We start from the raw sequence: 23,767 nt of genomic DNA, 5'->3' as shown, positions 1-23,767 counted from the left end.
GAACGTGATGGTGGCGCTGCGACAGCCCACCCGTCCCCACGAGTGCCCGGCCGACGAGCGCCACTTCGGCAGATTATGTCAGTAGCTGACATTCGGCAAACAATGACTTCTGACCTGAGCTGACATTTGTCAGAACGCTACAGTTGTGCTCCCACCCGCCACACCAGCGCCCGGAAGGCCCCGCCATGGCCGCACGCACCCCCCACCCCACCCCCGCGGACGCCGACCGGGCCCCCGGCCTGCGGGAACGCAAGAAGCAGCAGACCCGCGACGCCCTGGTCCAAGCCGCCCACATGCTCTTCCTCAGCCAGGGCTTCGCCCGCACCACCGTCGACGAGATCGCCTCCGCCGTCGACGTCTCCCAACGCACCTTCTTCCGCTACTTCGCCAACAAGGACGAAGTCGCCCTCGCCGTGCTGGCCGACGCCGAGGACTACTTCATCCACTGCCTGCGCCTGCGCCCCGCCGAGGAGACCCCGCTGCAGGCCCTGCGCGCCGCGATCGTCAAGGCCTGGCGCGACCTCGGACACGCCGAGACCACCGGCCCCCGCTCGATCAGCAGCGCCCTCGAACTGCTCCGGATCATCGAGGCGACGCCCCCGCTGCTCGCCGCCCACCTGCGCCGGGTCACCGAACAGGAACGGCTGGTGGTCCAGGTGCTCGCCGAACGCGAGGGACTGGACCCGACCCGCGACCTGCGCCCGGTCGTGCTCGCCGCCGTCTTCGGCAGCCTGCTGCGCTCCGCCCACCTGTCCTGGACCGCCGAACAGGAACCGGCCGGCCCCGAGGGCATGGTCGCGATCATCGAGCGCTACCTCGACCAGCTCGGCCCCGCCCTGGCCGGCCACTGGCGGCCGTGACCGCCCTCCCAGGTGATACCGGGGTATGACCCGGTACCGGGGTAGCCCCTGGAAGTTCGCGCTCCGGTCCGACGCCCGACGCGGGCCCGCCCCCTAGGCTGGCCCGCGATGAAGACGCTCACCCCCGCCGACGCCCGCAGGTTCGCCGCCCGTCAACTGCGCACCCTGTACAAGCACCTGACCAGCCCCAGCGAGGACGGGACCCCGCTGCTCGGCAACGCCCGCCGACGCTGGGTGCGCCGCATCCCGTACGTCGTCGCGGTCATCCTCCAGGCCGTGCTGATCCCCACCGGGATCGTCTGCCTGAGCCACTTCTACGGCCTGGTGCTGCCGGTGGCCGCCGCCCTCACCCTCGCCCAGACCGCCCCGCTGTTCCTCGCCGTCACCCGGCCGCTGGCCGCCTGGTGGATCATCGCGGCCACCCTCGTCATCACCGCCGCCATCACCGCCCGCCACCACCAGGAGATGGGCAGCTGGCCGTGGACGGCCCCGATGGTCGTCGGGTACTCCTTCCTGATGCTCGCCCTCGCCCTCCGGGAGAGCCGGGCCACCCTGCTCTCGGTCTGGGTCGCCACCATCCTGCTGACCGTCCTCACCACCACCCTCGGCCTGCCCCGGTCCGGCGACGGCACCACCGTGCTGCTGATCGCGCTCAGCGGCGCCGTCCTGCTGCTCGGCTGGGCCGTCCGGGACCGCGCGGTCGCCCGGCGGCTGCTCACCGAGCAGGAGCAGATCAGCGAGGTCGAGCGCGAACGGCGCACCCTGCTGGAGGAACGCACCCGGATCGCCCGGGAGTTGCACGACGTGGTGGCCCACCACATGTCGGTGATCGCGGTGCAGGCCGCCAGCGCGCCGTACCGGATCGAGGGCGTCCCGGACGCCGCCGCCGAGGAGTTCACCGCGATCGCCGGCACCGCGCGCGAGTCGCTGGCCGAGATGCGCCGACTGCTCGGGGTGCTGCGCAGCGAGGAGAACGGCGGGGAGAAGGCCCCGCAACCCGGCGTGGCCCAACTCGCCCAGCTGGTCGAGACGGTGGGGCGGGCCGGGGTGCCCGCCGAGCTGAGCGTCGACGAGGGGCTGGCCGAGCGGGTGCCGCAGGCCGTCGCCCTCTCCGCGTACCGGATCGTCCAGGAGGCGCTGGCCAACGTGGTCCGGCACGCCCCCGGCGCCCGGACCTGGGTGTCGCTGTCAGCCGACGAGGACGCCCCCGCGCTGCGGCTCACCGTGGTCAACGCGCCCCCGCCGCAGCAGAGCGAGTCGCTGGAGGCCTCGGCCGAGGGCACCGGGCACGGCCTGGTCGGAATGCGTGAACGCGTCCGGCTGGTCGGTGGCAGTCTGGACACCGGCCCGCTGCCGGACGGCGGCTTCAAGGTGGCCGCCGTCCTGCCGCTCGACCCACTCCAGGAGACAACCGCATGACCATCCGCGTGATCATCGTCGACGACCAGGCCATGGTGCGGGCCGGCTTCGCCGCGCTGCTCAACGCCCAGAGCGACATCGACGTGGTGGGGGACGCGGCGGACGGCGCCCAGGCCCTGGAGGTCACCGGCCGCACCCACCCGGACGTGGTGCTGATGGACGTCCGGATGCCCGTGATGGACGGCCTGGAGGCCGCCCGGCGGCTGCTCGACCCGGCCGTCCCGGGAGCCCACCGCCCCAAGGTGCTGATGCTCACCACCTTCGACGTGGACGACTACGTCTACGAGGCGCTGCGCGCCGGGGCCAGCGGCTTCCTGCTCAAGGACGCCCCGCCCGCCGACCTGATCGCCGCGGTCCGGGTGGTCGCGGCCGGCGAGGCACTGCTCGCCCCCTCGGTCACCCGGCGGCTGATCGCCGACTTCGCCCGCACCCGGCCCGCCAGGCGCCGCGACCCCAAGCTGCGGCTCAACGGCCTGACCCCGCGCGAGACCGAGGTGCTGGAGCTGATCGCCCGCGGCCTGTCCAACCAGGAGATCGCCGCGCAACTGGTGCTCGCCGAACAGACCGTCAAGACCCACATCGGCCGCATCCTCGCCAAGCTCGACCTGCGCGACCGCGCCCAGGCGGTGGTGCTGGCCTACGAGTCAGGCCTGGTAACCCCCGGGGACTGACGGGGGAAAACCCCCTCATACCCGGGTAGCACCCGGGAGTTGGCCCCGCGGTGTGACGTCCGCGGGGCCGTCGCATTCCTACCTTCCTCCTCGTCGAAAGCCGACGTCGGCAACCGAAGTCGGCCCCCGAACCGGCAGCCGGATCGGCAACCGAACGGACGAGGAAGAAGGCGGACATGCGCAAGTTCCGTACCAGGCAGGCGATCGCGGCCACCGCAGTGGCACTGGCCGCCGTGCTCGGCGCGGGCGGCTGGACCGCCGACACCCAGACCGCCGTCACCGGCCCGCCGCCGGGCAGCCCCGCCTGGACCGCCGACACCGCGCTCGGCCTGCGGCTGCCCGACCCGGCCACCGCCACGCCCGCCCAGGTCGCCGCGTTCTTCGCCGGGCTGACCGACGCCCAGCAGGACGCCCTGGCCACCCGTCACCCCCTGGTGGTCGGCAACCTGGACGGCGCCCCGGTCCGACTCCGGTACCACGCCAACACCCTGGCCCTGACCGCCGAACGCACCCGGGAGCTCGCCCGGGCCACCGACCCGGCCCTCACCCCGCAGGACCGCCAGGCCGCCCGCACCCGCGCCGAGCGCTACCGCACCCTGCTGGACGGCGACCGGCAGATCCTCGCCTTCGACCCGCGCGGCCGCGGCCAGGTCGCCGAGGTGTACGGCGACCTCGGCACCGCCGCCCGCACCGCCGTGATCGTCCCCGGCTCCGACATCGACCTGCTCAGCTTCGACCGCGCCACCGACCCGTACGGCACCCCCGCCGGCATGGCCCGCTCCCTGTACCGGGCCACCGACGGGCGGACCGCCGTGATCGCCTGGGCCGGCTACACCACCCCGGTCGGCGTCGGCGTCGACGCCGCCACCGAGGACCTCGCCCGGGCCGGCGCCACCCGCCTCGACCGGCTGCTCGACGGACTCGCCGTCAGCACCGCCCCGCAGGCCCCGCCCACGGTGTTCTGCCACAGCTACGGCTCGGTGGTCTGCGGCCTGGCCCGCCCGACCCCGGCCCGGGCCTCCGGCCTCGTGGTGCTCGGCTCGCCCGGCATGGGCGTCGACTCGGCCGCCGACCTCGACCACGGCGTCCCGCTCTACGCCACCGCCCGCAACGACTCGGACTGGATCGGCGACGTGCCCAACGTCCGGCTGTTCGGCCTCGGCCACGGCGCCGACCCGACCGACCCCGACTTCGGCGCCCGCCCGCTGCCCGCCACCGGATCCCACGGCCACACCGGCTACTTCGTCCCCGGCACCGCCTCGCTCGCCGCCTACGCCGCCATCGCCCTCGGCCGTTGAAGCCCGTCGACCCGTCAGTCAGCGGGCCCGCAGGCCCGTCAGCCCGTACTGGAAGGAGCACCGCCATGGCCCACCCCGCCACCGCCCTGCGCCGCGCCGCCGAGAAGGTCGACGCGAAGACCCCCGCCACCCGTGACCGCGCCCTGGACGGGCTGCGCGCCCTCGCCCTGCTCTCCGTCCCGATCGGCCACTGGCTACTCGGCGGCCTCACCCGCTCCCCCGACGGCGCCCTGCACAACGCCAGCCCGCTCTCCTCGCTCGGCTCCCTCGCCCCGGCCAGCTGGGTGCTCCAGATGCTCGGGGTGTTCTTCCTGGTCGGCGGCCACTCCTCGGTCAGCTCGCTGGAACGGGCCCGCGAGAAGGGCCTGACGTACGGGAGTTGGCTACGCGTCCGGACGGTCCGGCTGCTCCGCCCGGTGCTCGGGGTGACGGCGGTGTGGGCGCTGCTGATCCCGCTGCTGCCCGCGCTCGGTGTGCCCGCGGACACCGTGCACACCGGCGCGACGCTGGTGGTGCAGCCGCTCTGGTACATCGGGGTGTACCTGGCGCTGACCGCGCTCACCCCGCTCTGCGTGGCCTTCGGCCGCCGGCTCGGCGCGTGGTCGGCGGCCCTGCTGACGGCCTCGGTCGCGGCGGTCGACCTGCTGCGGTACGGGCCGTGGGCCGACGCGGTGCCCTCCTGGGTCGGACTGCTGAACCTGCTGCCGGGCTGGATGTTCGGCTACCAGCTGGGCGTGCTGTGGGCGCAGGGCCGGCTCGGCCGGTCGGCCGCCCGGGTGCTGCTGCTGGGCGGCGGCGCGCTGTTCGTCGTGCTGCTGACGGTGTTCCACTACCCGGCCAGCATGGTCGGCGTGCCGGGCGTCGAGCGGACCAACTCGCACCCGCCGTCCCTGCTGGTGCTCGCCCTGGCCGCGGTGCAGTGCGGCGCCGCGGTGCTGCTGCGGGAGCGGCTGGGCCGGCTGCTGAGCCGCCGTCCGCTGCTGTGGCTGCCGGTGGTGGTGGTCAACCTGTCGGCGATGACGATCTTCTGCTGGCACCAGAGCGCGATGCTCGCGGTGGCGGTGCCCGGCGCGGCCGGCCTCGGTGCCGTCCCCGGGCTGACCACCGCGCCGGACTCGCTCGGCTGGGTGGCCGCCCGGCTGGCCCTGCTGCCGCTGTTCGCGGCCGCCCTGGTGGCGATCGGCTGGTTCACCCGGCGCTTCGACGGCCCCTGGACGTCCTTCTCCCGGGTCGGCAAGGCGGCGGCCGGCGCCGCGGCGGCGCTGTTCGCGGCGTACGCGCTGGGCATGGTGTGACCCACGCCCGCGATCGCGGCACCCGAGGGGCGCGGACCGACCGGTCCGCGCCCCTCGGCGCGCCCGGGGGCACTGTCGGTGCCCTGCCCTACCCTGCCGTCATGGTGACGTTCGACGAGTTCCGCACGATGGCCCTGGCGCTGCCGGAGACCGCCCAGGAGCCGACCTGGGGCATCGAGACGCTGCGGGTCCGCGGCAAGGTCTTCGCGATGGGCTCCCCCGAGGGCGACAGCGTCACCGTCAAGGCCTCCCGCGAGGACCAGGCCGAACTGATCGCCGCCGAACCCGAGGTGTTCTCCTTCGCCCGGTACGTCGGACGGCACGGCTGGGTGAGCGTGCGGCTGGACCGGGTCGACCCGGAGGAACTGCGGGACGTGGTCACCGAGGCCTGGCGGCGGACGGCGCCCAAACGGGTGGTCGGCGGATACGACGCCCGGCACTCCGCTTAGCACCTCCGGAACGGCCACTCAAGGACGCTGAAAAGACACTCCCGGTTCATGTGATCCATCCCACAGTTTGGGCGGGTCCGTCACCCTCCTGTGACCTCTACCCTTTCCCAGGGAAGTCAGCAGTCCATTCGCACCCTCCGGGCACCGCCCGAGAAACGGTGACGGGCCCCAAGGGAGTTGGTGCGGTGCGCAACCGTCGACGCTGGAAGCGTGTACTGATCGGCGCGTTCGCGGGTTGTGCCGTACTCGCCGACGCCGGTGCCTCGGCCGCCGCCGCCGCGGTCTCCTCCGAGCAGCTGGCGATCTCCACGCCCCCGGCCGGCAGCGCCGCCTGGATCCAGGACCACTCCTTCGGCCGCATCCTGCCCGACCCGGCCACCACCAGCCCGGCCGACGCCGCCGCGTTCTTCGCGTCGCTCGCCCCGACCGAGCTGGACCGGCTGGTCAAGGACTACCCGCTGGTCGTCGGCAACTACGACGGCGCCCCGCTGGACCTGCGCTACCGCGCCAACCGGATCGCCCTGGCGAACGAGCGCGACGCCGCCCGGGCCCGCGCCGCCGACCGGACGCTGGACGCCGACACCCGCGCGCTGGCCGTCTCCCGCGCCAACGACGTCGAGCGCCTGCTCGACCCGGCCCGGCAGGTCCTGGCCTTCGACCCGCGCGGCCGCGGCCTGGTCACCGAGGTCTGGGGCGACCTCGCCGACGCCGAGCACGTCTCGGTGCTGGTCCCCGGCTCGGACGCCGACCTCGGCCACTTCGACCAGTCCGCCGAACCGCTGCGCTCCCCGGCCGGCATGGCCCGCGCCCTGTACGCCGAGGAGCAGCAGCAGGCCCCCGGCACCCGGACCGCCGTGATCGCCTGGACCGGGTACGTCACCCCGTCCGGCCTCGGCCCGGACGCGGCCACCTCCCGGCTCGCCGACGTCGCCGCACCCCGGCTGGAGCGGCTGCTGGCCGGCCTCAAGGAGACCACCCGCCCGGACGCGCCCCCGGCACTGCTCTGCCACTCGTACGGCTCGGTGGTCTGCGGCACCGCCGCCCCGAAGATCCCGCGCGCGGCCGCCTCGCCGTCCGACACCTCCGGCATCACCGACATGATGGTGTTCGGCAGCCCCGGCATGGGCGTGCAGTCCGCCGCCGAGCTGGGCTCCGGGGTGCACGTGTGGGCCACCCGCAACCCCAACGACTGGATCGGCAACGTCCCGTTCCTGGAGGTCGGCAAGCTCGGCCACGGCGCGGACCCGACCGGCAACGGCTTCGGCGCCGAGCAGATCTCCTCCGCCCGGGCCTCCGGCCACAACGGCTACTTCACCGCCGGCACCGACAGCCTGCACAACTTCGCGGCGATCTCGCTCGGGGACTACCGCGACGTCGTCAAGGCGCAGCCCGCCTCGTAAATCCGCAGCCCGCTAGTCCTGGTAGAGCCGCAGGGCCTCCGCCGCCGCCCGGGCCAGTTCGCGCCGGACGGCCGGCGGGGCCAGCACCTCGACCTCCGCGCCGAAGGCCAGCAGCGCGCGGACGGCCCCCGCCGCCGGGAAGGTCATCGCCAGCTCGACCCACTCCTCGGCCGGCCCGGTGCCCGCCTCCGGCGGCAGCGCGGTGACCCGGCCGCCGTGGAAGCGCAGGAACATGTCCAGCCGACCGCGCCGGACCCGCACCCGGGCCTGCAGCTCGACCGGCAGCCGCTCCACCTGCTCGCGCAGCGCCGCCCACACCTCGCCGAGCGCCACCCCGGCCCGGCGGCGCACCACCTCCTCGGTGGTCTCGGCGGCCAGCACCCGGTCGACCCGGAACAACCGCGGCTCACCGCGCAGATCGGCCACCAGGTACCAGACCGAGGCCTTGCTCACCAGCCCGTACGGGTCGACGGTGTAGTCCACCGGTCCGGGCGTGCCGCCGTGCCGGTAGCGCAGCCGCAGCCGCCGGTCGGCGAACACCGCGTACTGCAGCTCGCCCAGGTCCGGCCCGCCCCCGCTGCCGGTGCCGGAGCCGGTGCCGGTGCCGGCCTGGGGGTTCTGCAGCCAGCGGGCCGGGTCGACCAGGATCCGCTCGCTGACCCGCTCGGCGGCCGGGCGGTGCGGGGCGGGCAGCGCGGCCATCACCTTGCGCAGCGCCGAACCGAGCGCGCCGTCCAGCCCGAGGTCGCTGTGCGCGCCCTGGGCGGAGAGCACGAACAGCGCCCGGGCCTCGTCCGCGGTCAGTCCGGTGACGTCGGTGCGGTAGCCGGGCAGCAGGTTGATGCCGCCGTGCCGGCCGCGCTCGGTGAACACCGGCACCCCGGCGGCGGAGAGCGACTCCACGTCCCGGTAGATGGTGCGGACGGACACCTCCAGCCGTTCGGCCAGTTCGGTGGCGGGCACCCGGCCGCGGGTCTGCAGCAGCAGGAGGATCGAGAGCAGACGGTCGGCCTTCATGGCATCAGGATCCCAACAATCCTGACGGCACTTGTCAGGTTTTACTGGGAGATTGCGTTCCGAGCCCGAAACACCGCCTCAACCCAAGGACTTGACCGCAGATGAACACCGTCCAGGACGCCCGCCCGCAGTACCTGACCGCTCTCGGCCAGCTGGAGAAGCTGTTCGCCACCGTCACCCCCGCCGACCTCGAACGGCCCACCCCCTGCGCGGAGTTCACCCTGCGGCAGCTGCTGAACCACGTGGTCGGCGGCATCCACCGGTTCGCCTACCTGGGCGAGGGCGGCCACGCCCAGGACGTCGTGGCCGCCGTCGAGGACCCCGGGGACGACGGCTGGCCGGCCGCCCTCGCCCGGGCCGCCGCCCGCGCCACCGCCGCCTGGGCGGACGACGCCAAGCTGGGCCGCCCGACCTTCGCCCCCTGGGGCGAGGCGCCCGGCGCGCTGGTGGTCGGCGGCTACGTGATGGAGACGGCGACCCACTGCTGGGACATCGCCACCGCCCTCGGCAACGGCTTCGTCCTGGACCACGGGCTGGCGCACACCGCGCTGGCCGTCGCCGAGGTGATCCTGCCGCCCGGGATCCGGGGCGAGGGCGCCCCGTTCGGCCCGGTCCTGCCGGTCGCCGCGGACGCCGACGTGCACCTCCGGCTGGCCGCCTGGATGGGCCGCCCGGCCTGACCCGGCAACCGCCCTACGGGGCAAGGGAGTCCACGACTCCCCTGCCCCGTCGTGGCACTACTCCCGGCCGACCGAGGTGTTGCGCATGTCCGCGTAGCGGTCCCCGGAGACCTTGCCCGCGATCGGCTCCAGCAGCGCCAGCTCCTCCTCGCTCAGCAGCAGCGTCGCCGCGCCGGTGTTCTCCAGCAGCCGGCTGCGCTTGCGGGTGCCGGGGATCGGCACCACGCTCAGCCCGTGCACCTGCGCCCGCTGGTGCACCCAGGCCAGCGCCACCTGGGCCAGGGTCGCCCCGTGGGCCTCGGCGATCTCCCGCAGCGGGGCGAGCAGTTCGCCGTTGGCGACGGCGTTCTCCCCGGTGTAGCGCGGGTGGGTGCGGCGGAAGTCGTCCGCGGCGAGCGTGGCGGCGTCCTGGAACGCGCCGGTCAGGAAGCCGCGCCCGAGCGGCGAGTACGGCACGAAGGTGACGCCCAGCTCGGCCGCGGCCGACACCGCCGAACGCTCCACGTCCCGGGCGAACACCGACCACTCGGACTGCAGCGCGGCGATCGGGTGGACGGCGTGCGCCTCGCGCAGCTCGGCCCCGGTCACCTCGGACAGGCCCAACTGCCGGACCTTGCCTGCCTGCACCAGCTCGGCCATGGCGCCGACCGACTCGGCCAGCGGCACCTCCGGGTTGCGGCGGTGCATGTAGTACAGGTCGATCACGTCCACGCCGAGGCGGCGCAGCGAGCCCTCCACGGCCGAGCGGATGTACGCCGGGTCGTTGCGGATGGCACGCTTGGACGGGTCGTTCTCGTCCCGCTCGATGGCGAACTTGGTGGCGAGCACCACCTTGTCCCGGTTGGCCCGGACGAAGGGGCCGATGAACTCCTCGTTGCGGCCGGCACCGTACATGTCCGCGGTGTCGAACAGCGTCACGCCGGCCTCCAGCGCGGCGTCCAGCGTGGCGAGCGCCTCGTCGGAGTCGGTCGGGCCGTAGAACTCGCTCATGCCCATGCAGCCGAGGCCCTGGACGCCCACCAGCGGGCCGTCGGTGCCGAGTCGGGCGGTGGGGAGGACGGGGTGAGTCATACGCTCTGCTCTTCCTCTGCTCGGTGGATCTGGCATTGGACGGGGGCGCCGGTGCGGTCGACGACCTTCCCGGCGTAGAGATCGATCTTGTAGTCGAGGACGGCCAGGGTGGCCTGGAGGTCGACGATCCGCTGCCGGACCTCCTCGCGCTGCGCCTCCAGCAGCCGGCGGCGCTCGTCGTAGGTCTGCTCGCCGCGGCGGGCCATGTCGACGTACTTGAGCATGTCGGCCACCGACATCCCGGTCAGCCGCAGCCGGCCCAGGAAGGCCAGCCGGTGCAGGTCGCCGTCGCAGTAGCGGCGCTGGCCGCCGACCGCGCGGTCCACCGGGTCGAGCAGACCGATCCGCTCGTACCAGCGCAGCGTGTGGGCGGTCAGTCCGCTGGCCGCCGCGACCTCGCTGATGGTGTGCCGCGGGGTCCGGTCCGGCTCGCCGACCGGGCGGTTGAACACCTCCGCGCAGCTGCGCAGATCGCTCCGGACGTACGCGGGTGCGGCCATGATCGATTCCCCCTGCTCCTGTGACGACGACGACGCTACCGAGTTGGAGTGCACTCAAAGCAAGCCACCCCGCCGGGTGCTCCCACCACCCGGCTGACCGCCCCGACTAGAGTCGGGCGCATGGAGAGCTTGCGGATGATCGAGAACTGGCCCGTGCCCCACGCCGCCGCGGCGGTGGTCCGGGGTTCGGACGGCGCGGTCCTGGGCGCGCACGGACCGCAGCAGCACCTCTTCCCGCTCGCCTCGGTGACCAAGCTGCTCACCTCCTACGCGGCGCTGGTCGCCCTGGAGGAGGGCGTGTTCGAGCTGGACGACCCGGCCGGCCCGCCCGGGTCGACCGTGCGCCACCTGCTCGCCCACACCTCCGGCCTGGGCTTCGACGAGGACCGGCTGTTCGCCGAGCCCGGCAACCGCCGGCTCTACTCCAACGCGGGCTTCGACGTGCTCGCCCGCACCCTGGCCGAGGCCGCCGGGATCGCCTTCCACCAGTACGTCGCCGAGGCGGTGTTCCAGCCGCTGGGCATGCACGACACCCTGATCAACACCGCGAGCAAGTCCCCGGCCGGCGCCGGCGGCCTGTCCACGGTGGCCGACCTCACCCGGTTCGCCGCCGAGCTCCAGTCGCCCAAGCTGCTGGACCCGTCCACCGTCCACCGGGCCACCCGCGAGGTCGCCTTCCCCGGCACCAGCGGCGTGCTGCCCGGCTACGGCCACCGCCGCCCGAACGACTGGGGCCTCGGCTTCGAGATCCGCGACGCCAAGAGCCCGCACTGGACCGGCACCGCCAACTCCCCCGGCACCTTCGGCCACTTCGGCCAGTCCGGCACCTTCCTCTGGGTCGACCCGCAGGCCGGCGCGGCCTGCATCGCGCTCACCGACCGGGACTTCGGCCCCTGGGCCGTCGAGGCCTGGCCGCCGCTCTCCGACGCCGTGCTCGCCGAGCTGAACGGCTGAGCGCCTGAGGGCCTAGCCGTACGAGACCGGCGAGTGCATCTCCCAGAGCAGGAGTTCCGCGCCGGTCTCCCCGGCCGTCGGGTCCGCGAAGGCCTCGCCGGTGATCCGCACGCTGTCGCCGGGCTCCATCGACCGGCCGGCGCCCTTGGGCCCCGGCACGGTCCGGTAGCCCAGCGAGCCGGCCGTCAGGTGCGCGTACCGCCAGGGCGCGGCCGGCAGTTCGGGCAGCGGCTGCCACGGACCGGCCACCGCCAGCCAGAGCGCGGCGTCGCGCCGGCGCAGCCGCAGGGCGTCCGCCCCGGCGTCCCGGTCCAGCCCGGAGGCCAGCAGCGTCAACCCGCCGTCGGCCGGTTCCACCCTGCGCAGCCCGTACGCCGGAGCGGCGTCGAACTCGTCCGGCTGCAGCCACATCTGGACGAAGCGCACCGGCCCGGCGGCCCCGCCGACGTTGCGCTCGGTGTGGGTGACCCCGGAGCCCGCGCTGAGGTGCTGGACCATGCCCGGGCGCACCACCCCGCTGTGACCGTGCGAGTCCCGGTGGGCCAGCGCGCCCTCCAGCACCCAGGTGAGGATCTCGGTGTCCCGGTGCTTGTGCTCCTCGAACCCGGCACCGGGGGCGAGCAGTTCCTCGTTGCACGCGAGCAGCGCGCCGAAGTGGGTGTTCCTCGGGTCGTAGTGGCCGGAGAAGGAGAACGCGTGTCGGGTCTCGATGCCCTCGGCGGGGGTGGAGCGGTAGCGCTCGGCGGTGCGGCGCTGGTCGGCGCGGGGGCGTTCAGGGGCGTCGGTCACCCGCCCCACCGTAGTCGCTGTGACCGGCACCACCCGGCCGCTGCGCCGGGGGTTGTGCACGAGCAGTGACCCGCGTGAGGCAGTCTTGTCCTTGTGCCAGCCGCTTCCGCGAACTCCCAGAGCGATCCCAGTCCCGCCGCCGAACCCACCGGGAAGACCCCGGCCCCCCGGGCCGTCCGTGACCGCCCCGGCCGCGCGGCCCCCCGGCTGACGGCCCAGGAGCGCCGCAACGCCGCCGAGCGGGCCGAGCGCCGGGCCGCGACGCTCAAGCGCTTGGAGAAGTCCTCCGGGAAGCTGGCCACCGCCGCGATCTCGCGGATGGACGACCAGCTCGGCTGGTACCGGCGGATGCCGCCGGAGCACCGCTCCTGGATCGGCCTGGTCGCCCAGGCCGGCATCGCCGCCTTCACCGAGTGGTACCGCCACCCCGACGCCGCCCAGGCGATCTCCACCGACGTCTTCGGCACCGCCCCGCGCGAGCTGACCAGGGCGATCACGCTGCGCCAGACCGTCGAGCTGATCCGCACCACGATCGAGGTGATGGAGGAGGCCATCGAGGAGGTGGCCGCCCCCGGCGACGAGGCGGACATGCGCGAGTCCGTGCTGGTCTACGCCCGGGAGATCGCCTTCGCCACCGCCCAGGTGTACGCCCAGGCGGCCGAGGCACGCGGCGCCTGGGACGCCCGGCTGGAGGCACTGGTGGTGAACTCCCTGCTGTCCGGCGACGCCGACGAGGGGGTGCTCTCCCGGGCCGCCGCGCTCGGCTGGGGCCAGCCCAGCCAGGTCCGGGTGGTGATGGGCAGCGCGCCGGACGGCGACAGCGAGCTGGTGGTCGAGGCGATCCGCCGGGCCGCCCGGTACGCCAAGCTGAACGTGCTGACCGGGGTGCTGGGCAAGCGCCTGGTGGTCGTGGTCGGCGGCGACAAGGAGCCGGTGCACGCCGCCCGGGCGCTGATCGGCCAGTTCGCGCCGGGCCCGGTGGTGATCGGCCCGACCGTGCCGGACCTGCTCTCGGCGACCCGCTCGGCGCACGCCGCCGCGGCCGGCCTGCGGGCCTGCGCCGCCTGGCCGGATGCCCCGCGCCCGGTGCTCGCCGACGATCTGCTGCCCGAACGGGCGCTGGCCGGGGACCAGGCGGCCCGCCGCCAGCTGGTGGAGGAGATCTACACACCGCTGGACGAGGCCGGCTCCGCCCTGCTGGAGACCCTGAGCGTCTACCTGGAGCAGGCCTCCTCGCTGGAGGGTGCGGCCCGGATGCTCTTCGTGCACCCCAACACGGTGCGCTACCGGCTACGACGTGTGACCGACGTCACGGGGTACGCCCCTTCCGACGTACGTTCGGCGTTCACGCTGCGGATCGCACTGGCCCTCGGCCGACTCACCGCCGCCGGGGAGCCCGGCTGAGCCGGGGTGTAGGGACCATACAATCCCGGATGGTTTTCTTCGTTACCGTCGCCTACCCGCCCCTGGGCGCCTGGCGAGAGAGGGTTGAACCGTGCTCGTAATCGTCGCCCCTGGACAGGGTGCCCAGTCCCCCGGTTTCCTCAGCCCCTGGCTGGAGCTCGACGGTGTCGCCGACCGCCTGCGCGGCTGGTCGGAGGTCGCCGGGCTCGACCTGGTGCACGCCGGCACCGAGGCGTCCGCCGAGGAGATCAAGGACACCGCCGTCGCCCAGCCGCTGCTGGTCGCGGCCGGCCTGGTGACCGCCCGCGTGCTGTTCCCGGACGAGGACGTCGCCCGCAAGCTGGTCGGCGCCGTCGCCGGTCACAGCGTCGGCGAGATCACCGCCGCGGCCGGCGCCGGGGTGCTCAGCGCCCATGACGCACTGACGTTCGTCCGGGAGCGCGGCCGGGCCATGGCCGAGGCCGCGACCGTCACCGAGACCGGCATGACCGCCGTGCTCGGCGGCGACCCGGAGCTCGTCGCGGCGAAGCTGGCCGAGCACGGCCTGACCGCGGCCAACAACAACGGCGGCGGCCAGATCGTCGCGGCCGGCACGCTGGCCCAGCTGGAGGCGCTGAAGGCGGACCCGCCGGCCGGCTCCAAGCTGATCGCCCTCAAGGTGGCCGGCGCCTTCCACACCGAGCACATGGCCCCCGGCGTCGAGCGGCTGGCCGCGCTGGCCCCGAGCCTGACCGTGGCCGACCCGCAGGTCCGCTACGTGTCCAACCGGGACGGCGGGGTCGTCGACTCCGGCGCCGAGGTGCTGGCCCGCCTGGTGTCGCAGGTCTCCAACCCGGTCCGCTGGGACCTCTGCATGGAGACCCTCGGCCGACTGGGCGCGACCGCCGTCATCGAGCTGTCCCCCGCGGGCACGCTCACCGGGCTGCTCAAGCGCAACCTCAAGGGTGTGGCCACGCTCGCCCTGAAGACCCCGGCCGATCTGGACAAGGCCCGCGAGCTCATCGCGGAGCACGGCGGCCAGGACCGGCAGGACCCGCAGGACCAGGAGGACCACGCATGACCAAGCCGCAGATCCGCCCCGCCACCGGCGCGCAGTACTCCCGCATCCACGGGGTCGGCGGCTACCGCCCGGTCCGGGTCATCCCCAACTCCGAGGTCCTGGAGTGGATCGACTCCTCGGACGAGTGGATCCGCACCCGCAGCGGGATCGCCGAGCGCCGCTGGGCCGGTCCGGACGAGAGCGTCGCCGAGATGTCGGTGCAGGCCGCCGGCAAGGCCATCGCGCAGGCCGGCATCGCCCCCGAGCAGATCGGCGGCGTGATCGTCGCGACCGTCTCGCACCTCAAGCAGACCCCCGCGATCGCCACCGAGATCGCCGAGCGGCTCGGCTGCGGCACCGCTCCGGCCTTCGACATCTCGGCCGCCTGCGCCGGCTTCGGCTACGGCCTGGGCCTGGCCGACGGCATGATCCGCGGCGGCAACGCCGAGTACGTGCTGGTGATCGGCGTCGAGCGGCTCAGCGACCTGACCGACAAGTCGGACCGCTCGACCGCGTTCATCTTCGGCGACGGTGCGGGCGCCGCGATCGTCGGCCCGTCCGACACGCCGGGCATCGGCAAGCTGATCTGGGGTTCGGACGGCTCGCAGGCCGACGTCATCAACCAGACCGAGGCCTGGGACACCGCCTTCGCCAAGCCCGACGCGATCAACGGCCAGTCCGAGGACCCGGAGCACGGCCGCAAGTGGCCGGCCCTGCGGATGGACGGCCAGCCGGTGTTCCGCTGGGCGGTCTGGGAGATGGCCAAGGTGGCCCAGCAGGCGCTGGACGCCGCCGGGGTCACCGCCGACCAGCTCGGTGCCTTCATCCCGCACCAGGCCAACATGCGGATCACCGACGCCATGATCAAGGCGCTCAAGCTGCCCGCGTCGGTGCCGGTCGCCCGGGACATCGCCGAGACCGGAAACACCTCCGCCGCCTCCATCCCGCTGGCGATGGAGCGCATGCTGGAATCCGGCGAGGCCCACAGCGGCGACCTGGCGCTGATCATCGGGTTCGGGGCGGGTCTCGTCTACGCCGCGGCAGTCGTTACGCTCCCCTAGGCGCGTTTCGCCCCATCCATCCACAAGCCCGTGTCCGGCCGACGGCCGGACACGTTCAACACCGAAGAGGAGCAGCCAGTATGGCTACCAAGGACGAGGTCCTGGAAGGTCTCGCCGAGATCGTCAACGAGATCGCCGGCATCCCGGCGGAGGACGTCCAGGAGGACAAGTCCTTCACCGACGACCTGGACGTCGACTCGCTGTCCATGGTCGAGGTCGTCGTGGCCGCCGAGGAGCGCTTCGACGTCAAGATCCCGGACGACGAGGTCAAGAACCTGAAGACCGTCGGCGACGCGGTGAACTACATCCTCACCAACGCCGCCGCCTGAGCGTTCGACTCGTTCGAGTCGCCCAGTCCGTCCGGCGTGACGCACGCCTCGGACGGCTGACCCGTCGGTCCGGCTCCTGCGAGCCAGGCCGACCCGCCGGCCGGGACGCCCCACCCGGGCGCCCGGCCGGGCCCTTCTTCGGCCCGCCGCCGACCCCGCACCAACGTGAAAGAAGAGAAACCAGTGACCGCTGAGAACCGAACCGTGGTCGTCACGGGTATCGGCGCCTTCACGCCGCTGGGCGGCGACGCCGCCACCACCTGGGAGAACCTGATCGCCGGGCGCTCCGGAGTGGCGGCCCTGACCGAGGAGTGGGCCGAGGACCTGCCGGTCAAGATCGCCGCGCGCACCGCGATCGAGCCGGGCGAGATCCTGCCCCGTCCGCTGGCCCGCAAGCTGGACCGCTCGGCCCAGTTCGCGCTGATCGCCGCCCGCGAGGCCTGGGCCGACGCCGGCTTCGAGACCCCGGCCACCGACGAGTCCTCCAAGCTCGCCCCCGAGCGCCTGGGCGCCGTGATCGCCTCCGGCATCGGCGGCGTGACCACCCTGCTCGACCAGTACGACGTGCTGAAGGACAAGGGCGCCCGCAAGGTCTCCCCGCACACCGTCCCGATGCTGATGCCCAACTCCCCGGCGGCCAACGTCGGCCTGGAGGTCGGCGCCCGCGCCGGTGTGCACACCCCCGTCTCCGCCTGCGCCTCCGGCGCCGAGGCGATCGGCTACGCGATCGAGATGATCCGCAGCGGCCGCGCCGACGTCGTGGTGGCCGGCGGCACCGAGGCGGCGATCCACCCGCTGCCGATCGCCGCGTTCGCCAACATGATGGCGATGTCCAAGAACAACGACCAGCCCGAGCGCGCCTCGCGCCCGTACGACAAGGGCCGCGACGGCTTCGTGCTGGGCGAGGGCGCCGGCGTGGTCGTGCTGGAGTCGCTGGAGCACGCCGAGGCCCGCAACGCCCGGATCTACTGCGAGGCGGTGGGCCAGGGCCTGTCCTCGGACGCCCACCACATCGCCCAGCCCGAGCCGACCGGCGCCGGTGTGGCCCGCGCGCTGGCCGACCTGTTCGACCGCAACGAGCTGGACAAGTCCGAGATCGTGCACGTCAACGCGCACGCCACCTCGACCCCGCAGGGCGACACCGCCGAGCTGAAGGCGCTGCGCAAGGAGCTGGGCGGGGACCTCGACCACATCCTGGTCTCGGCCACCAAGTCGATGACCGGTCACCTGCTGGGCGGCGCCGGCGGCATCGAGACCGTCGCCACCGTGCTGGCGCTGTACCACCGGGTCGCCCCGCCGACCATCAACGTCGACGAGCTGGACGACGACGTGGACGCGAAGATCGTCACCGAGGCCACCCCGCTGCCCGAGGGCCGGATCGCCGCGCTGAACAACTCGTTCGGCTTCGGCGGCCACAACGTGGTGCTGGCCTTCCGCACCCGCTGACGCACCGCCACGAAGGGGCCGGCGCTCGATCCGAGCGCCGGCCCCTTCGTGCTGTCCTGTTCGGGCTCAGACCACCTGGTGCAGCCAGCGCACCGGCGCGCCCTCGCCCGCGTAGCGGAACGGCTCCAGCTCGTCGTCCCAGGGCTTGCCCAGCAGCCGGGAGATCTCGGCCTCCAGGTCGGCGCCCTCGCTGCGGGCCCGCAGCAGGACGGCCCGCAGCCGGTCCTCCGGGATCAGGATGTCGCCGTGGATGCCCGTGACGGCGTGGAAGATGCCGAGGCTGGGCGTGCTGCTGTACCGCTCGCCCTCCGCCGTGGCGCAGGGCTCGCTGGTCACCTCGTACCGCATCAGCTGCCAGCCGCGCAGCGCGGAGGCGAGCTTCGAGGCGGTGCCGGGCTCCCCCTGCCAGGAGAGCTCGGCGCGCCAGTGTCCGGGTGCGGCCGGCTGGCGGATCCAGTCCAGGCTCACCCGCACACCGAGCACCCCCGCGACGGCCCACTCGACGTGCGGGCACAGCGCGCGGGGCGCGGAGTGGACGTACAGAACTCCACGTGTCGTCACCGGGACCTCCAGGCTGTGGACGAGGGTCGCCTTCCCCAGCTGCCTCGTGCCTGCAGTTGATCCACAGTTACCCACGTTAGCCGACATTAAGCTACTAAATTGAGCAAAACGGACAGGCTTTCGCTCAATGCTAGTCGAATCCTCAACGAGGTCTACCCCTCGGCCGGATCTCTCCCCCGAACGGCCCCATCGCCGGGCGGGACCACCGTACCGCGCGGCACCGCACCGTGGATGACGCACTTTCGGATCCGGCCGGAATGCGGTAGTGCGGCCGGATCCCCTGCGCCGTGCACGCGAACCGCCCCGCGCGCCCGGTCGGGGCGGCGGGGCGGTCAACTCCCTGATGGTGCGTCAGCCCTCCAGGTGGACGACCATCTTGCCGGTGTTGACGCCGCGCAGCAGGTCGATGAAGGCCTGGGCGGCGTTCTCGAAGCCGTCCACCACGGTCTCCTCGGTGCGCAGCTCGCCGGACTTCAGCCAGCCGGCCACCTCGGTGACGAACTGCGGCTGCAGGGCGGCGTGGTCGCCCACCAGCATGCCCTCCAGGCGCAGCCGCTTGCCGATCGCCAGCGCCAGGTTGCGCGGGGCGGCCGGCGCGGTGGTCTCGTTGTACTGGGCGATCGCGCCGCAGAGCACCGCGCGGCCGTGCACGCCGAGGGCGCCGATCGCGGCCTCCAGGTGGTCCCCGCCGACGTTGTCGAAGTAGAGGTCGATGCCCTCCGGGGCGGCCTGGGCGAGCTGCTCGGCGACCGGGGCGTCCTTGTAGTTGAAGGCCGCGTCGAAGCCGTACTCGTCCACCAGCTTGGCGACCTTCTCCGCCGAGCCGGCCGAACCGACCACCAGCGAGGCGCCCTTGAGCCGGGCGATCTGGCCGACCAGCGAGCCGACCGCGCCGGCCGCGCCGGAGACGAAGACCTTGTCGCCCTCCTTGAGCGCGCCGACCGCGAGCAGCCCGGCGTAGGCGGTGAGGCCGGGCATGCCGAGCACGCCGAGGTAGGCGGAGAGCGGGGCGGCGGCCGGGTCGACCTTGACCGCGCGCTTGGCGTCCAGGGTCGCGTACTCGCGCCAGCCGAGCCCGTGCAGCACGGCGTCGCCGGGGGCGAAGCCCTCGGCCTCCGAGGCCACCACGTAGCCGACGGCGCCGCCGTCCATCACCTGGCCGAGCTGGAACGGGGGCACGTACGACTTCACGTCGTTCATCCGGCCGCGCATGTACGGGTCGACCGAGAGGTCGGTGTTGCGGACCAGGATCTCGCCCGGACCGGGGGTCCGGACCGGGGCCTCGACCAGGGTGAAGTCGGTGGGCACCGGCCAGCCCTGGGGGCGGGCGGCGAGGTGCCATTCGCGGGCGGTGGCGGGGACGGCCTGCTCTGCCATGGAGATGCTCCTCGGAGGGGGGTTTCTGCAGGTGAAAGGTTGAGCAACTGAAGTAACGATGGGCATGAAAGGTTCATGTTGTCAACTTTTCAGGTAGACTCTGGGGCATGGACACTCAGCAGACCGAGGCCGCCACGCCGCAGTCCGACGAGATCACCCGCGAGGTCGTCGACCTGATGGCCAACCTGGTCGCACTGTTCCACCGCGAGTACGAGGACGCGGCCGCCGCCCGCTCGCTCACCGGCGCCCAGGCCAAGGTGCTCGCCCTGCTGCGGCGCGGCCCGCTACCCATGCGCCACATCGCCCAGACGCTCAGCTGCGAGCCGTCCAACATCACCGGCATCGTCGACCGGCTGGAGGCCCGCGGCTTCGTGACCCGGGAGGCCGACCGCCAGGACCGCCGGGTCAAGCTGGTCGCCGCCACCGAGACCGGCGCCGCCGCCTCCGAGGAACTGCGCGAATCGCTGAACTTCGCCCGCGAACCGCTGGCCGCGCTCGGCCAGGAGGAGCGGACGGTGCTGCGGGACCTGCTCCGGCGGATGCTCACCGGCGCCGCCGGCCCGGAGGCGTGAGCAGCATCACAGCCCCGTGGGCCGATTCACCGGCATCACGGGGGTAACCGAACGGCCCTCCGGTGCGTCTAACGTTCGAACTGTCGAACGCTGGAGATCTGAAGACGGGGGGCACGGAGGATGGGCAGCAGCACGCGCCGGCGCCGTTACCTGCGGACCGCCATCGGCCTGGCCGCCGTTCTGGTGCTGTCGGTCGTGGGGGCGGGAGCCTGGTTCTACCACCGGCTCGACAACAACATCACCACCTTCGACGCGGGAGGCGTCGCCACCGAGCGCCCGCCCGCCCCCGTCCCGGCCAGCCCGGGCGCCCAGGTCCCGGTCAACGTGCTGCTGCTCGGCTCGGACACCCGGGACGACGGCAACAACGCACTGGGCGGCGGCGACGACGGCGTCGGCAACTCGGACACCGCGATCCTGGTGCACGTCTACGCCGACCACAAGCACGCCGTCGGCGTCTCGATCCCCCGCGACACCCTGGTCACCATCCCGTCCTGCAAGCTCACGGACGGCACCTGGACCAAGCCCCGCACCGACCAGATGTTCAACTCGGCGTTCGGCGTCGGCCAACTCGCCAAGGGCAACCCGGCCTGCACCCAGAACACCGTGGAGAAGCTCACCGGGCTGCGGATCGACCACACCGTCGTGGTCGACTTCAAGGGCGCCGCCGCGATGACCGACGCGCTCGGCGGCGTGGAGGCCTGCGTGCCCAACGACGTCAACGAGTACGGCATCCAGCTGAAGAAGGGGATGCAGAAGCTCTCCGGCAAGTCCGCGGTGGACTACCTGCGGGCCCGCCACGGCATCGGCGACAACTCCGACATAGGCCGGATGAAGCGCCAGCAGGCCTTCCTCTCCTCGATGATCAAGAAGGTCCAGGACCAGGGCTTCTCGCTGCCCACCCTGCTGCCGCTGGCCGACGCCGCCACCAAGTCGCTCACCGTCGACGAGGGCCTCGGCACCGCGATGAAGCTGGTCGACTTCGCCCGCTCCGTCGAGGACATCAAGCTCTCCGACGTCACCTTCGTGACCGCCCCCTGGCGCTTCGCCGGAGAGCGGGTGCGGCTGGTCCAGCCGGACGCCGACGAGCTGTGGAAGCTGCTGCGGGAGGACCGCACCCTGGACGGGCACAGCACCGCCGGCACCGGCGCGGCCACCGCCTCCGCCGCCGCCTCCGCGTCCGCCTCGCCCGGCGCGAACGTACCGCTCACCCCGGACCAGGCCGCCGCCCCGATCACCGTCGTCAACGGCGTCGGCACCGCCGGGCTGGCCGGCTCCGGCGCCGAGACCCTCAAGGGCCGCGGCTTCCAGAACGTCACGCTCGGCGCCAACCAGCCCGGCAAGCAGCACACCGAGGTCTCCTACGACCCCACCCTGAAGGCCGCCGCCGACCAGGTCGCGGCCCTCTTCCCGGGCGCCCGCACGGTCGAGGAGCCGGGCTCCGGCGGGATCACCCTCACCCTCGGCCCGGACGGGCAGTCGCCCGGCACCCAGCTGGACTCGGTCTCCACGCCCTCCGCCGCGCCCACGGGCACGGGCACGCCCAGCGGGATACCGACCGGCATAGCGGAGAACACCCGGGGCGCCGACACCGACCCGTGCGCCGACCTGACCTTCGGGTCGTAGCGCGGGTCCGTAGCGATCACTCCGGATCCGGCAGTCCGGTGACCACGGCCGTCAGGCGGGTGCCCCGCGGGAAGGCGCCCGCCGCGGCCAGGTCGGCCAGCGCGGCCAGCAGCTTGGCCACGTACCGGTGTTCCACCGGGATGCCGTGGCGGCGCTCGAACTCCCCTGCGAAGGCGGCCAGTTCGGCCGGGACCTTGCCGTAGCCGCCGCCGTGGTGGGCGTGGTCGATCCGCCAGTTGTCGAACGCGCGCCCGTAGGCGGCCCGGTGCAGCCGGGCGACCTCCGCCTCCAGGTAGCCCTCGCCGCCGCGCAGCACCGCCACCCCGAGCGCCCGGGCCCCCGTCGGCAGGCCCGCCGCGATGCCGGCCAGGGTGCCGCCGGTGCCGACCGGGCAGCAGACCACGTCCCGTCCGTCCAGGTCGGGCAGTTCTGCTGGGATCGCGGCCGCGCCGATCGCCGCCAGGGCGTTGGAGCCGCCCTCCGGGAGCACCAGGCAGCGGCCCCAGCGGTGCCGCAGGCCGTCCGGACCGTACTCTCCCGGCACCCGGCCGACGGCCTCCCGGTAGGCGGAGCGGGTGAGGAACTCCAGCCGCATCCCGGAGCGTTCGGCGGCCCGCAGCGACCAGTTGCGCGGCCGGTCGGCCAGCTCCTCGCCGCGCACCAGCCCGACGCTCTCCAGTCCGAGCGCCTCGGCGGCCGCCGCGACCGCCCGCAGGTGGGTGGAGTACGCCCCGCCGAAGGTCAGCAGCCGGGTGTGGCCCTGCTCGACCGCGGAGGCCAGGTTGGGCGCGAGCTTGCGCCACTTGTTGCCGGGCACGCCCGGGTGCAGCAGGTCGTCCCGCTTGAGCCGCAGCTCCACCCCAGCCCGGGCGAAGGCCTCGTCGGTGCAGTCCACCAGCGGGGTCGGCAGCAGGGCGGGTTCGAGCATCCGGCCAGCTTACGGGCCCCGGAAGCCGGGCGGCCCGGCCGCCGTGGGGCAGCCGGGCCGGGGGCGCTGTTCCGGGGCGCCGCTTCGGGGGCGCTGTTCCGGGGGTGCTGTGCCGGGCGGTCAGACCGCCGCGCCGTCCGCGTGCCGCGCGGCGATGGCGCGGCGCAGGGCCCGCGGCACGGGGCCGGCGGCGGGCGCCAGCTTGTCGATCCGGTCCCGGTGCTCGCGCCGCCGACGCCAGGCCAGGACCGATCCCAGCCGGGCCGCGTCGACCAGGGCCACCAACGCGGCGTCCGCCGGGTCGACCCGGCTGAACGGGCCGCTCAGCGCCGACTCGACGCCCGCCGTCAGCGCCTTGCGCACCCGGGGCTCCGGAAGGGTGACCCGGGCGACCGGGAAGAGCCCGAGCAGCCGGTGCTCCTCGACCCGGATCCGGCCGGCGGCCGCGAGCCCGTCGCGGACCATCCGCACCGATCCCCGCTGGCGCCCGATCCAGCTCTTCCAGGTGCGCCGCCGCCCCTGGTGGATCTGCTCCAGCAGTGCGGCGGAGAGCGGGTCGAGCCCGTCCGTCGCGCCGTCGACGGGGGCCGGGTGCCGGCCGTCGTCACGGATCAGCTTGCGGCGCAGGAGCTCGGTGAGCGCCGCCGCCCGCAGGGCCAGATCGAGGTCGGTCGCGTGGGTGGGGCGCCCGCGCTCGGGGTCGAGGGCGAGCAGGTAGAGCTTCTCGGGCAGAGTGACGGGCAGGTCCATCTCGGTCTCTCCGAAAGGTCTGTGGCGCCCGGCCACCGCGGTCAGTCCTCGGGGGGACCGCCGCTCTCCGGGCTTTCCTTGGGCGGTCGGCCGCGCCGGGGAAGCCGGGCCGCACCGCTGGGCATCCGGCCCGCCTCGGTGAGGGCGCGGCGGAGCACGAACTCGATCTGCGCGTTGGTGCTGCGCAGTTCGTCCGAGGCCCACCTGGCCAGCGCGTCGTGAACCGAAGGATCCAGTCGCAGCAGGAGCTTCTTCCGTTCCGTCGCCAACGCCG

At 73.8% G+C, this 23,767-nt stretch carries 25 protein-coding genes; 16 read left to right on the top strand and 9 right to left on the bottom strand.

The features are described from left to right. Positions 1-185: 185 nt before the first annotated feature. The 7 genes from ACIP4P_RS13205 (at position 186) to ACIP4P_RS13175 (ending at position 7,392) form a co-directional block, all read left to right on the top strand. A complete protein-coding gene (locus ACIP4P_RS13205) occupies positions 186-860 on the top strand; it encodes a TetR/AcrR family transcriptional regulator (RefSeq protein WP_400917421.1) in 675 nt (224 codons plus the stop codon). Between the two features lie 108 nt (positions 861-968). Then, the gene (locus ACIP4P_RS13200; protein WP_400917420.1) at positions 969-2,279 is read left to right on the top strand and encodes a sensor histidine kinase; all 1,311 of its coding nucleotides are present in this window, start codon (positions 969-971) and stop codon (positions 2,277-2,279) included. Then, positions 2,276-2,950 (top strand): response regulator, encoded by a 675-nt coding sequence (locus ACIP4P_RS13195; RefSeq protein WP_400917419.1) that lies wholly within the window; start codon positions 2,276-2,278, stop codon positions 2,948-2,950. Before ACIP4P_RS13200 ends, ACIP4P_RS13195 begins: the two co-directional genes overlap by 4 nt. 176 nt (positions 2,951-3,126) lie before the next feature. Further along, the gene (locus ACIP4P_RS13190; RefSeq protein ID WP_400917417.1) at positions 3,127-4,248 is read left to right on the top strand and encodes an alpha/beta hydrolase; all 1,122 of its coding nucleotides are present in this window, start codon (positions 3,127-3,129) and stop codon (positions 4,246-4,248) included. A 65-nt stretch (positions 4,249-4,313) separates the two neighbouring features. Further along, the gene (locus ACIP4P_RS13185; RefSeq protein WP_400917416.1) at positions 4,314-5,543 is read left to right on the top strand and encodes an acyltransferase; all 1,230 of its coding nucleotides are present in this window, start codon (positions 4,314-4,316) and stop codon (positions 5,541-5,543) included. 101 nt (positions 5,544-5,644) lie between these two features. Continuing rightward, complete coding sequence (locus tag ACIP4P_RS13180) at positions 5,645-5,992, top strand: MmcQ/YjbR family DNA-binding protein (protein WP_400917414.1); 348 nt, start codon at positions 5,645-5,647, stop codon at positions 5,990-5,992. A gap of 185 nt (positions 5,993-6,177) precedes the next feature. Further along, entirely contained in the window at positions 6,178-7,392 is a 1,215-nt protein-coding gene (locus ACIP4P_RS13175) for an alpha/beta hydrolase (RefSeq protein WP_400917412.1), read from the top strand. A gap of 12 nt (positions 7,393-7,404) precedes the next feature. On the opposite strand, the gene ACIP4P_RS13170 is transcribed toward ACIP4P_RS13175, so the two are convergent. Continuing rightward, on the bottom strand, positions 7,405-8,409 hold the full coding sequence (locus ACIP4P_RS13170; protein WP_400917410.1) for a helix-turn-helix transcriptional regulator: 1,005 nt from the start codon (positions 8,407-8,409) through the stop codon (positions 7,405-7,407). Between the two features lie 101 nt (positions 8,410-8,510). On the opposite strand from ACIP4P_RS13170, the gene ACIP4P_RS13165 reads away from it, so the two are divergent. After that, on the top strand, positions 8,511-9,089 hold the full coding sequence (locus ACIP4P_RS13165) for a TIGR03086 family metal-binding protein (RefSeq protein ID WP_400917408.1): 579 nt from the start codon (positions 8,511-8,513) through the stop codon (positions 9,087-9,089). A gap of 57 nt (positions 9,090-9,146) precedes the next feature. On the opposite strand, the gene ACIP4P_RS13160 is transcribed toward ACIP4P_RS13165, so the two are convergent. After that, positions 9,147-10,160 carry an aldo/keto reductase gene (locus ACIP4P_RS13160; protein WP_400917406.1) on the bottom strand — a complete coding sequence of 338 codons (1,014 nt, stop codon included), beginning with the start codon at positions 10,158-10,160 and terminating at the stop codon, positions 9,147-9,149. Then, positions 10,157-10,660 carry a MerR family transcriptional regulator gene (locus tag ACIP4P_RS13155; protein WP_400917404.1) on the bottom strand — a complete coding sequence of 168 codons (504 nt, stop codon included), beginning with the start codon at positions 10,658-10,660 and terminating at the stop codon, positions 10,157-10,159. Before ACIP4P_RS13155 ends, ACIP4P_RS13160 begins: the two co-directional genes overlap by 4 nt. A gap of 120 nt (positions 10,661-10,780) precedes the next feature. On the opposite strand from ACIP4P_RS13155, the gene ACIP4P_RS13150 reads away from it, so the two are divergent. Continuing rightward, the gene (locus ACIP4P_RS13150) at positions 10,781-11,614 is read left to right on the top strand and encodes a serine hydrolase domain-containing protein (protein ID WP_350511049.1); all 834 of its coding nucleotides are present in this window, start codon (positions 10,781-10,783) and stop codon (positions 11,612-11,614) included. A gap of 12 nt (positions 11,615-11,626) precedes the next feature. Here ACIP4P_RS13150 and ACIP4P_RS13145 read toward each other — a convergent pair whose 3' ends face one another. Beyond that, complete coding sequence (locus ACIP4P_RS13145; RefSeq protein ID WP_400917402.1) at positions 11,627-12,403, bottom strand: pirin family protein; 777 nt, start codon at positions 12,401-12,403, stop codon at positions 11,627-11,629. Positions 12,404-12,610: 207 nt separating this feature from the next. On the opposite strand from ACIP4P_RS13145, the gene ACIP4P_RS13140 reads away from it, so the two are divergent. From ACIP4P_RS13140 to fabF, 5 genes are all read left to right on the top strand, one after another. Further along, entirely contained in the window at positions 12,611-13,807 is a 1,197-nt protein-coding gene (locus ACIP4P_RS13140; protein WP_350511207.1) for a helix-turn-helix domain-containing protein, read from the top strand. Between the two features lie 91 nt (positions 13,808-13,898). Next, entirely contained in the window at positions 13,899-14,867 is a 969-nt protein-coding gene (locus ACIP4P_RS13135; RefSeq protein ID WP_350511047.1) for an ACP S-malonyltransferase, read from the top strand. Beyond that, entirely contained in the window at positions 14,864-15,907 is a 1,044-nt protein-coding gene (locus ACIP4P_RS13130) for a beta-ketoacyl-ACP synthase III (protein WP_400917399.1), read from the top strand. Before ACIP4P_RS13135 ends, ACIP4P_RS13130 begins: the two co-directional genes overlap by 4 nt. A gap of 80 nt (positions 15,908-15,987) precedes the next feature. Further along, entirely contained in the window at positions 15,988-16,236 is a 249-nt protein-coding gene (locus ACIP4P_RS13125) for an acyl carrier protein (protein WP_350511045.1), read from the top strand. Between the two features lie 183 nt (positions 16,237-16,419). Beyond that, the gene (gene fabF / locus ACIP4P_RS13120; RefSeq protein ID WP_350511044.1) at positions 16,420-17,682 is read left to right on the top strand and encodes a beta-ketoacyl-ACP synthase II; all 1,263 of its coding nucleotides are present in this window, start codon (positions 16,420-16,422) and stop codon (positions 17,680-17,682) included. A 66-nt stretch (positions 17,683-17,748) separates the two neighbouring features. Here fabF and ACIP4P_RS13115 read toward each other — a convergent pair whose 3' ends face one another. After that, the gene (locus tag ACIP4P_RS13115) at positions 17,749-18,243 is read right to left on the bottom strand and encodes a DUF3145 domain-containing protein (RefSeq protein WP_350511043.1); all 495 of its coding nucleotides are present in this window, start codon (positions 18,241-18,243) and stop codon (positions 17,749-17,751) included. Positions 18,244-18,594: 351 nt separating this feature from the next. Beyond that, positions 18,595-19,620, bottom strand: a complete 1,026-nt coding sequence (locus tag ACIP4P_RS13110) for an NADP-dependent oxidoreductase (protein ID WP_400917396.1) — start codon at positions 19,618-19,620, stop codon at positions 18,595-18,597. 107 nt (positions 19,621-19,727) lie between these two features. Here ACIP4P_RS13110 and ACIP4P_RS13105 point away from each other — a divergent pair, with 107 nt between their 5' ends. After that, positions 19,728-20,192: a MarR family winged helix-turn-helix transcriptional regulator gene (locus ACIP4P_RS13105; protein ID WP_400917394.1), complete on the top strand. Its 465-nt coding sequence runs from the start codon at positions 19,728-19,730 to the stop codon at positions 20,190-20,192. Between the two features lie 120 nt (positions 20,193-20,312). Then, entirely contained in the window at positions 20,313-21,815 is a 1,503-nt protein-coding gene (locus tag ACIP4P_RS13100; protein ID WP_400917392.1) for an LCP family protein, read from the top strand. A gap of 16 nt (positions 21,816-21,831) precedes the next feature. Here ACIP4P_RS13100 and ACIP4P_RS13095 read toward each other — a convergent pair whose 3' ends face one another. The 3 genes from ACIP4P_RS13095 to ACIP4P_RS13085 all read right to left on the bottom strand — a co-directional run bounded on the left by ACIP4P_RS13095 (position 21,832) and on the right by ACIP4P_RS13085 (position 23,762). Beyond that, positions 21,832-22,743, bottom strand: a complete 912-nt coding sequence (locus ACIP4P_RS13095; protein ID WP_400917390.1) for a 1-aminocyclopropane-1-carboxylate deaminase/D-cysteine desulfhydrase — start codon at positions 22,741-22,743, stop codon at positions 21,832-21,834. 120 nt (positions 22,744-22,863) lie between these two features. Continuing rightward, on the bottom strand, positions 22,864-23,493 hold the full coding sequence (locus ACIP4P_RS13090; RefSeq protein WP_400917388.1) for a GPP34 family phosphoprotein: 630 nt from the start codon (positions 23,491-23,493) through the stop codon (positions 22,864-22,866). A gap of 41 nt (positions 23,494-23,534) precedes the next feature. Further along, positions 23,535-23,762 carry a hypothetical protein gene (locus tag ACIP4P_RS13085; protein WP_400917386.1) on the bottom strand — a complete coding sequence of 76 codons (228 nt, stop codon included), beginning with the start codon at positions 23,760-23,762 and terminating at the stop codon, positions 23,535-23,537. Between the last annotated feature and the right edge of the window lie 5 nt (positions 23,763-23,767).

Source organism: Kitasatospora sp. NPDC089509, from assembly GCF_044749365.1.
Lineage (GTDB): Bacteria > Actinomycetota > Actinomycetes > Streptomycetales > Streptomycetaceae > Kitasatospora.
This window is presented reverse-complemented; position numbering and strand designations above follow the sequence as displayed.

Coding starts and splice junctions, on each gene's coding strand:
- ACIP4P_RS13105 (WP_400917394.1), top strand. CDS start 19,728: ATGGACACTCAGCAGACCGAGGCCGCCACGCCGCAGTCCGACGAGATC.
- ACIP4P_RS13160 (WP_400917406.1), bottom strand. CDS start 10,160: ATGACTCACCCCGTCCTCCCCACCGCCCGACTCGGCACCGACGGCCCG.
- ACIP4P_RS13190 (WP_400917417.1), top strand. CDS start 3,127: ATGCGCAAGTTCCGTACCAGGCAGGCGATCGCGGCCACCGCAGTGGCA.
- ACIP4P_RS13130 (WP_400917399.1), top strand. CDS start 14,864: ATGACCAAGCCGCAGATCCGCCCCGCCACCGGCGCGCAGTACTCCCGC.
- ACIP4P_RS13100 (WP_400917392.1), top strand. CDS start 20,313: ATGGGCAGCAGCACGCGCCGGCGCCGTTACCTGCGGACCGCCATCGGC.
- ACIP4P_RS13110 (WP_400917396.1), bottom strand. CDS start 19,620: ATGGCAGAGCAGGCCGTCCCCGCCACCGCCCGCGAATGGCACCTCGCC.
- ACIP4P_RS13205 (WP_400917421.1), top strand. CDS start 186: ATGGCCGCACGCACCCCCCACCCCACCCCCGCGGACGCCGACCGGGCC.
- ACIP4P_RS13170 (WP_400917410.1), bottom strand. CDS start 8,409: ATGAAGGCCGACCGTCTGCTCTCGATCCTCCTGCTGCTGCAGACCCGC.
- ACIP4P_RS13195 (WP_400917419.1), top strand. CDS start 2,276: ATGACCATCCGCGTGATCATCGTCGACGACCAGGCCATGGTGCGGGCC.
- ACIP4P_RS13125 (WP_350511045.1), top strand. CDS start 15,988: ATGGCTACCAAGGACGAGGTCCTGGAAGGTCTCGCCGAGATCGTCAAC.
- ACIP4P_RS13200 (WP_400917420.1), top strand. CDS start 969: ATGAAGACGCTCACCCCCGCCGACGCCCGCAGGTTCGCCGCCCGTCAA.
- ACIP4P_RS13165 (WP_400917408.1), top strand. CDS start 8,511: ATGAACACCGTCCAGGACGCCCGCCCGCAGTACCTGACCGCTCTCGGC.
- ACIP4P_RS13185 (WP_400917416.1), top strand. CDS start 4,314: ATGGCCCACCCCGCCACCGCCCTGCGCCGCGCCGCCGAGAAGGTCGAC.
- ACIP4P_RS13150 (WP_350511049.1), top strand. CDS start 10,781: ATGGAGAGCTTGCGGATGATCGAGAACTGGCCCGTGCCCCACGCCGCC.
- ACIP4P_RS13155 (WP_400917404.1), bottom strand. CDS start 10,660: ATGGCCGCACCCGCGTACGTCCGGAGCGATCTGCGCAGCTGCGCGGAG.
- ACIP4P_RS13090 (WP_400917388.1), bottom strand. CDS start 23,493: ATGGACCTGCCCGTCACTCTGCCCGAGAAGCTCTACCTGCTCGCCCTC.
- ACIP4P_RS13095 (WP_400917390.1), bottom strand. CDS start 22,743: ATGCTCGAACCCGCCCTGCTGCCGACCCCGCTGGTGGACTGCACCGAC.
- ACIP4P_RS13180 (WP_400917414.1), top strand. CDS start 5,645: ATGGTGACGTTCGACGAGTTCCGCACGATGGCCCTGGCGCTGCCGGAG.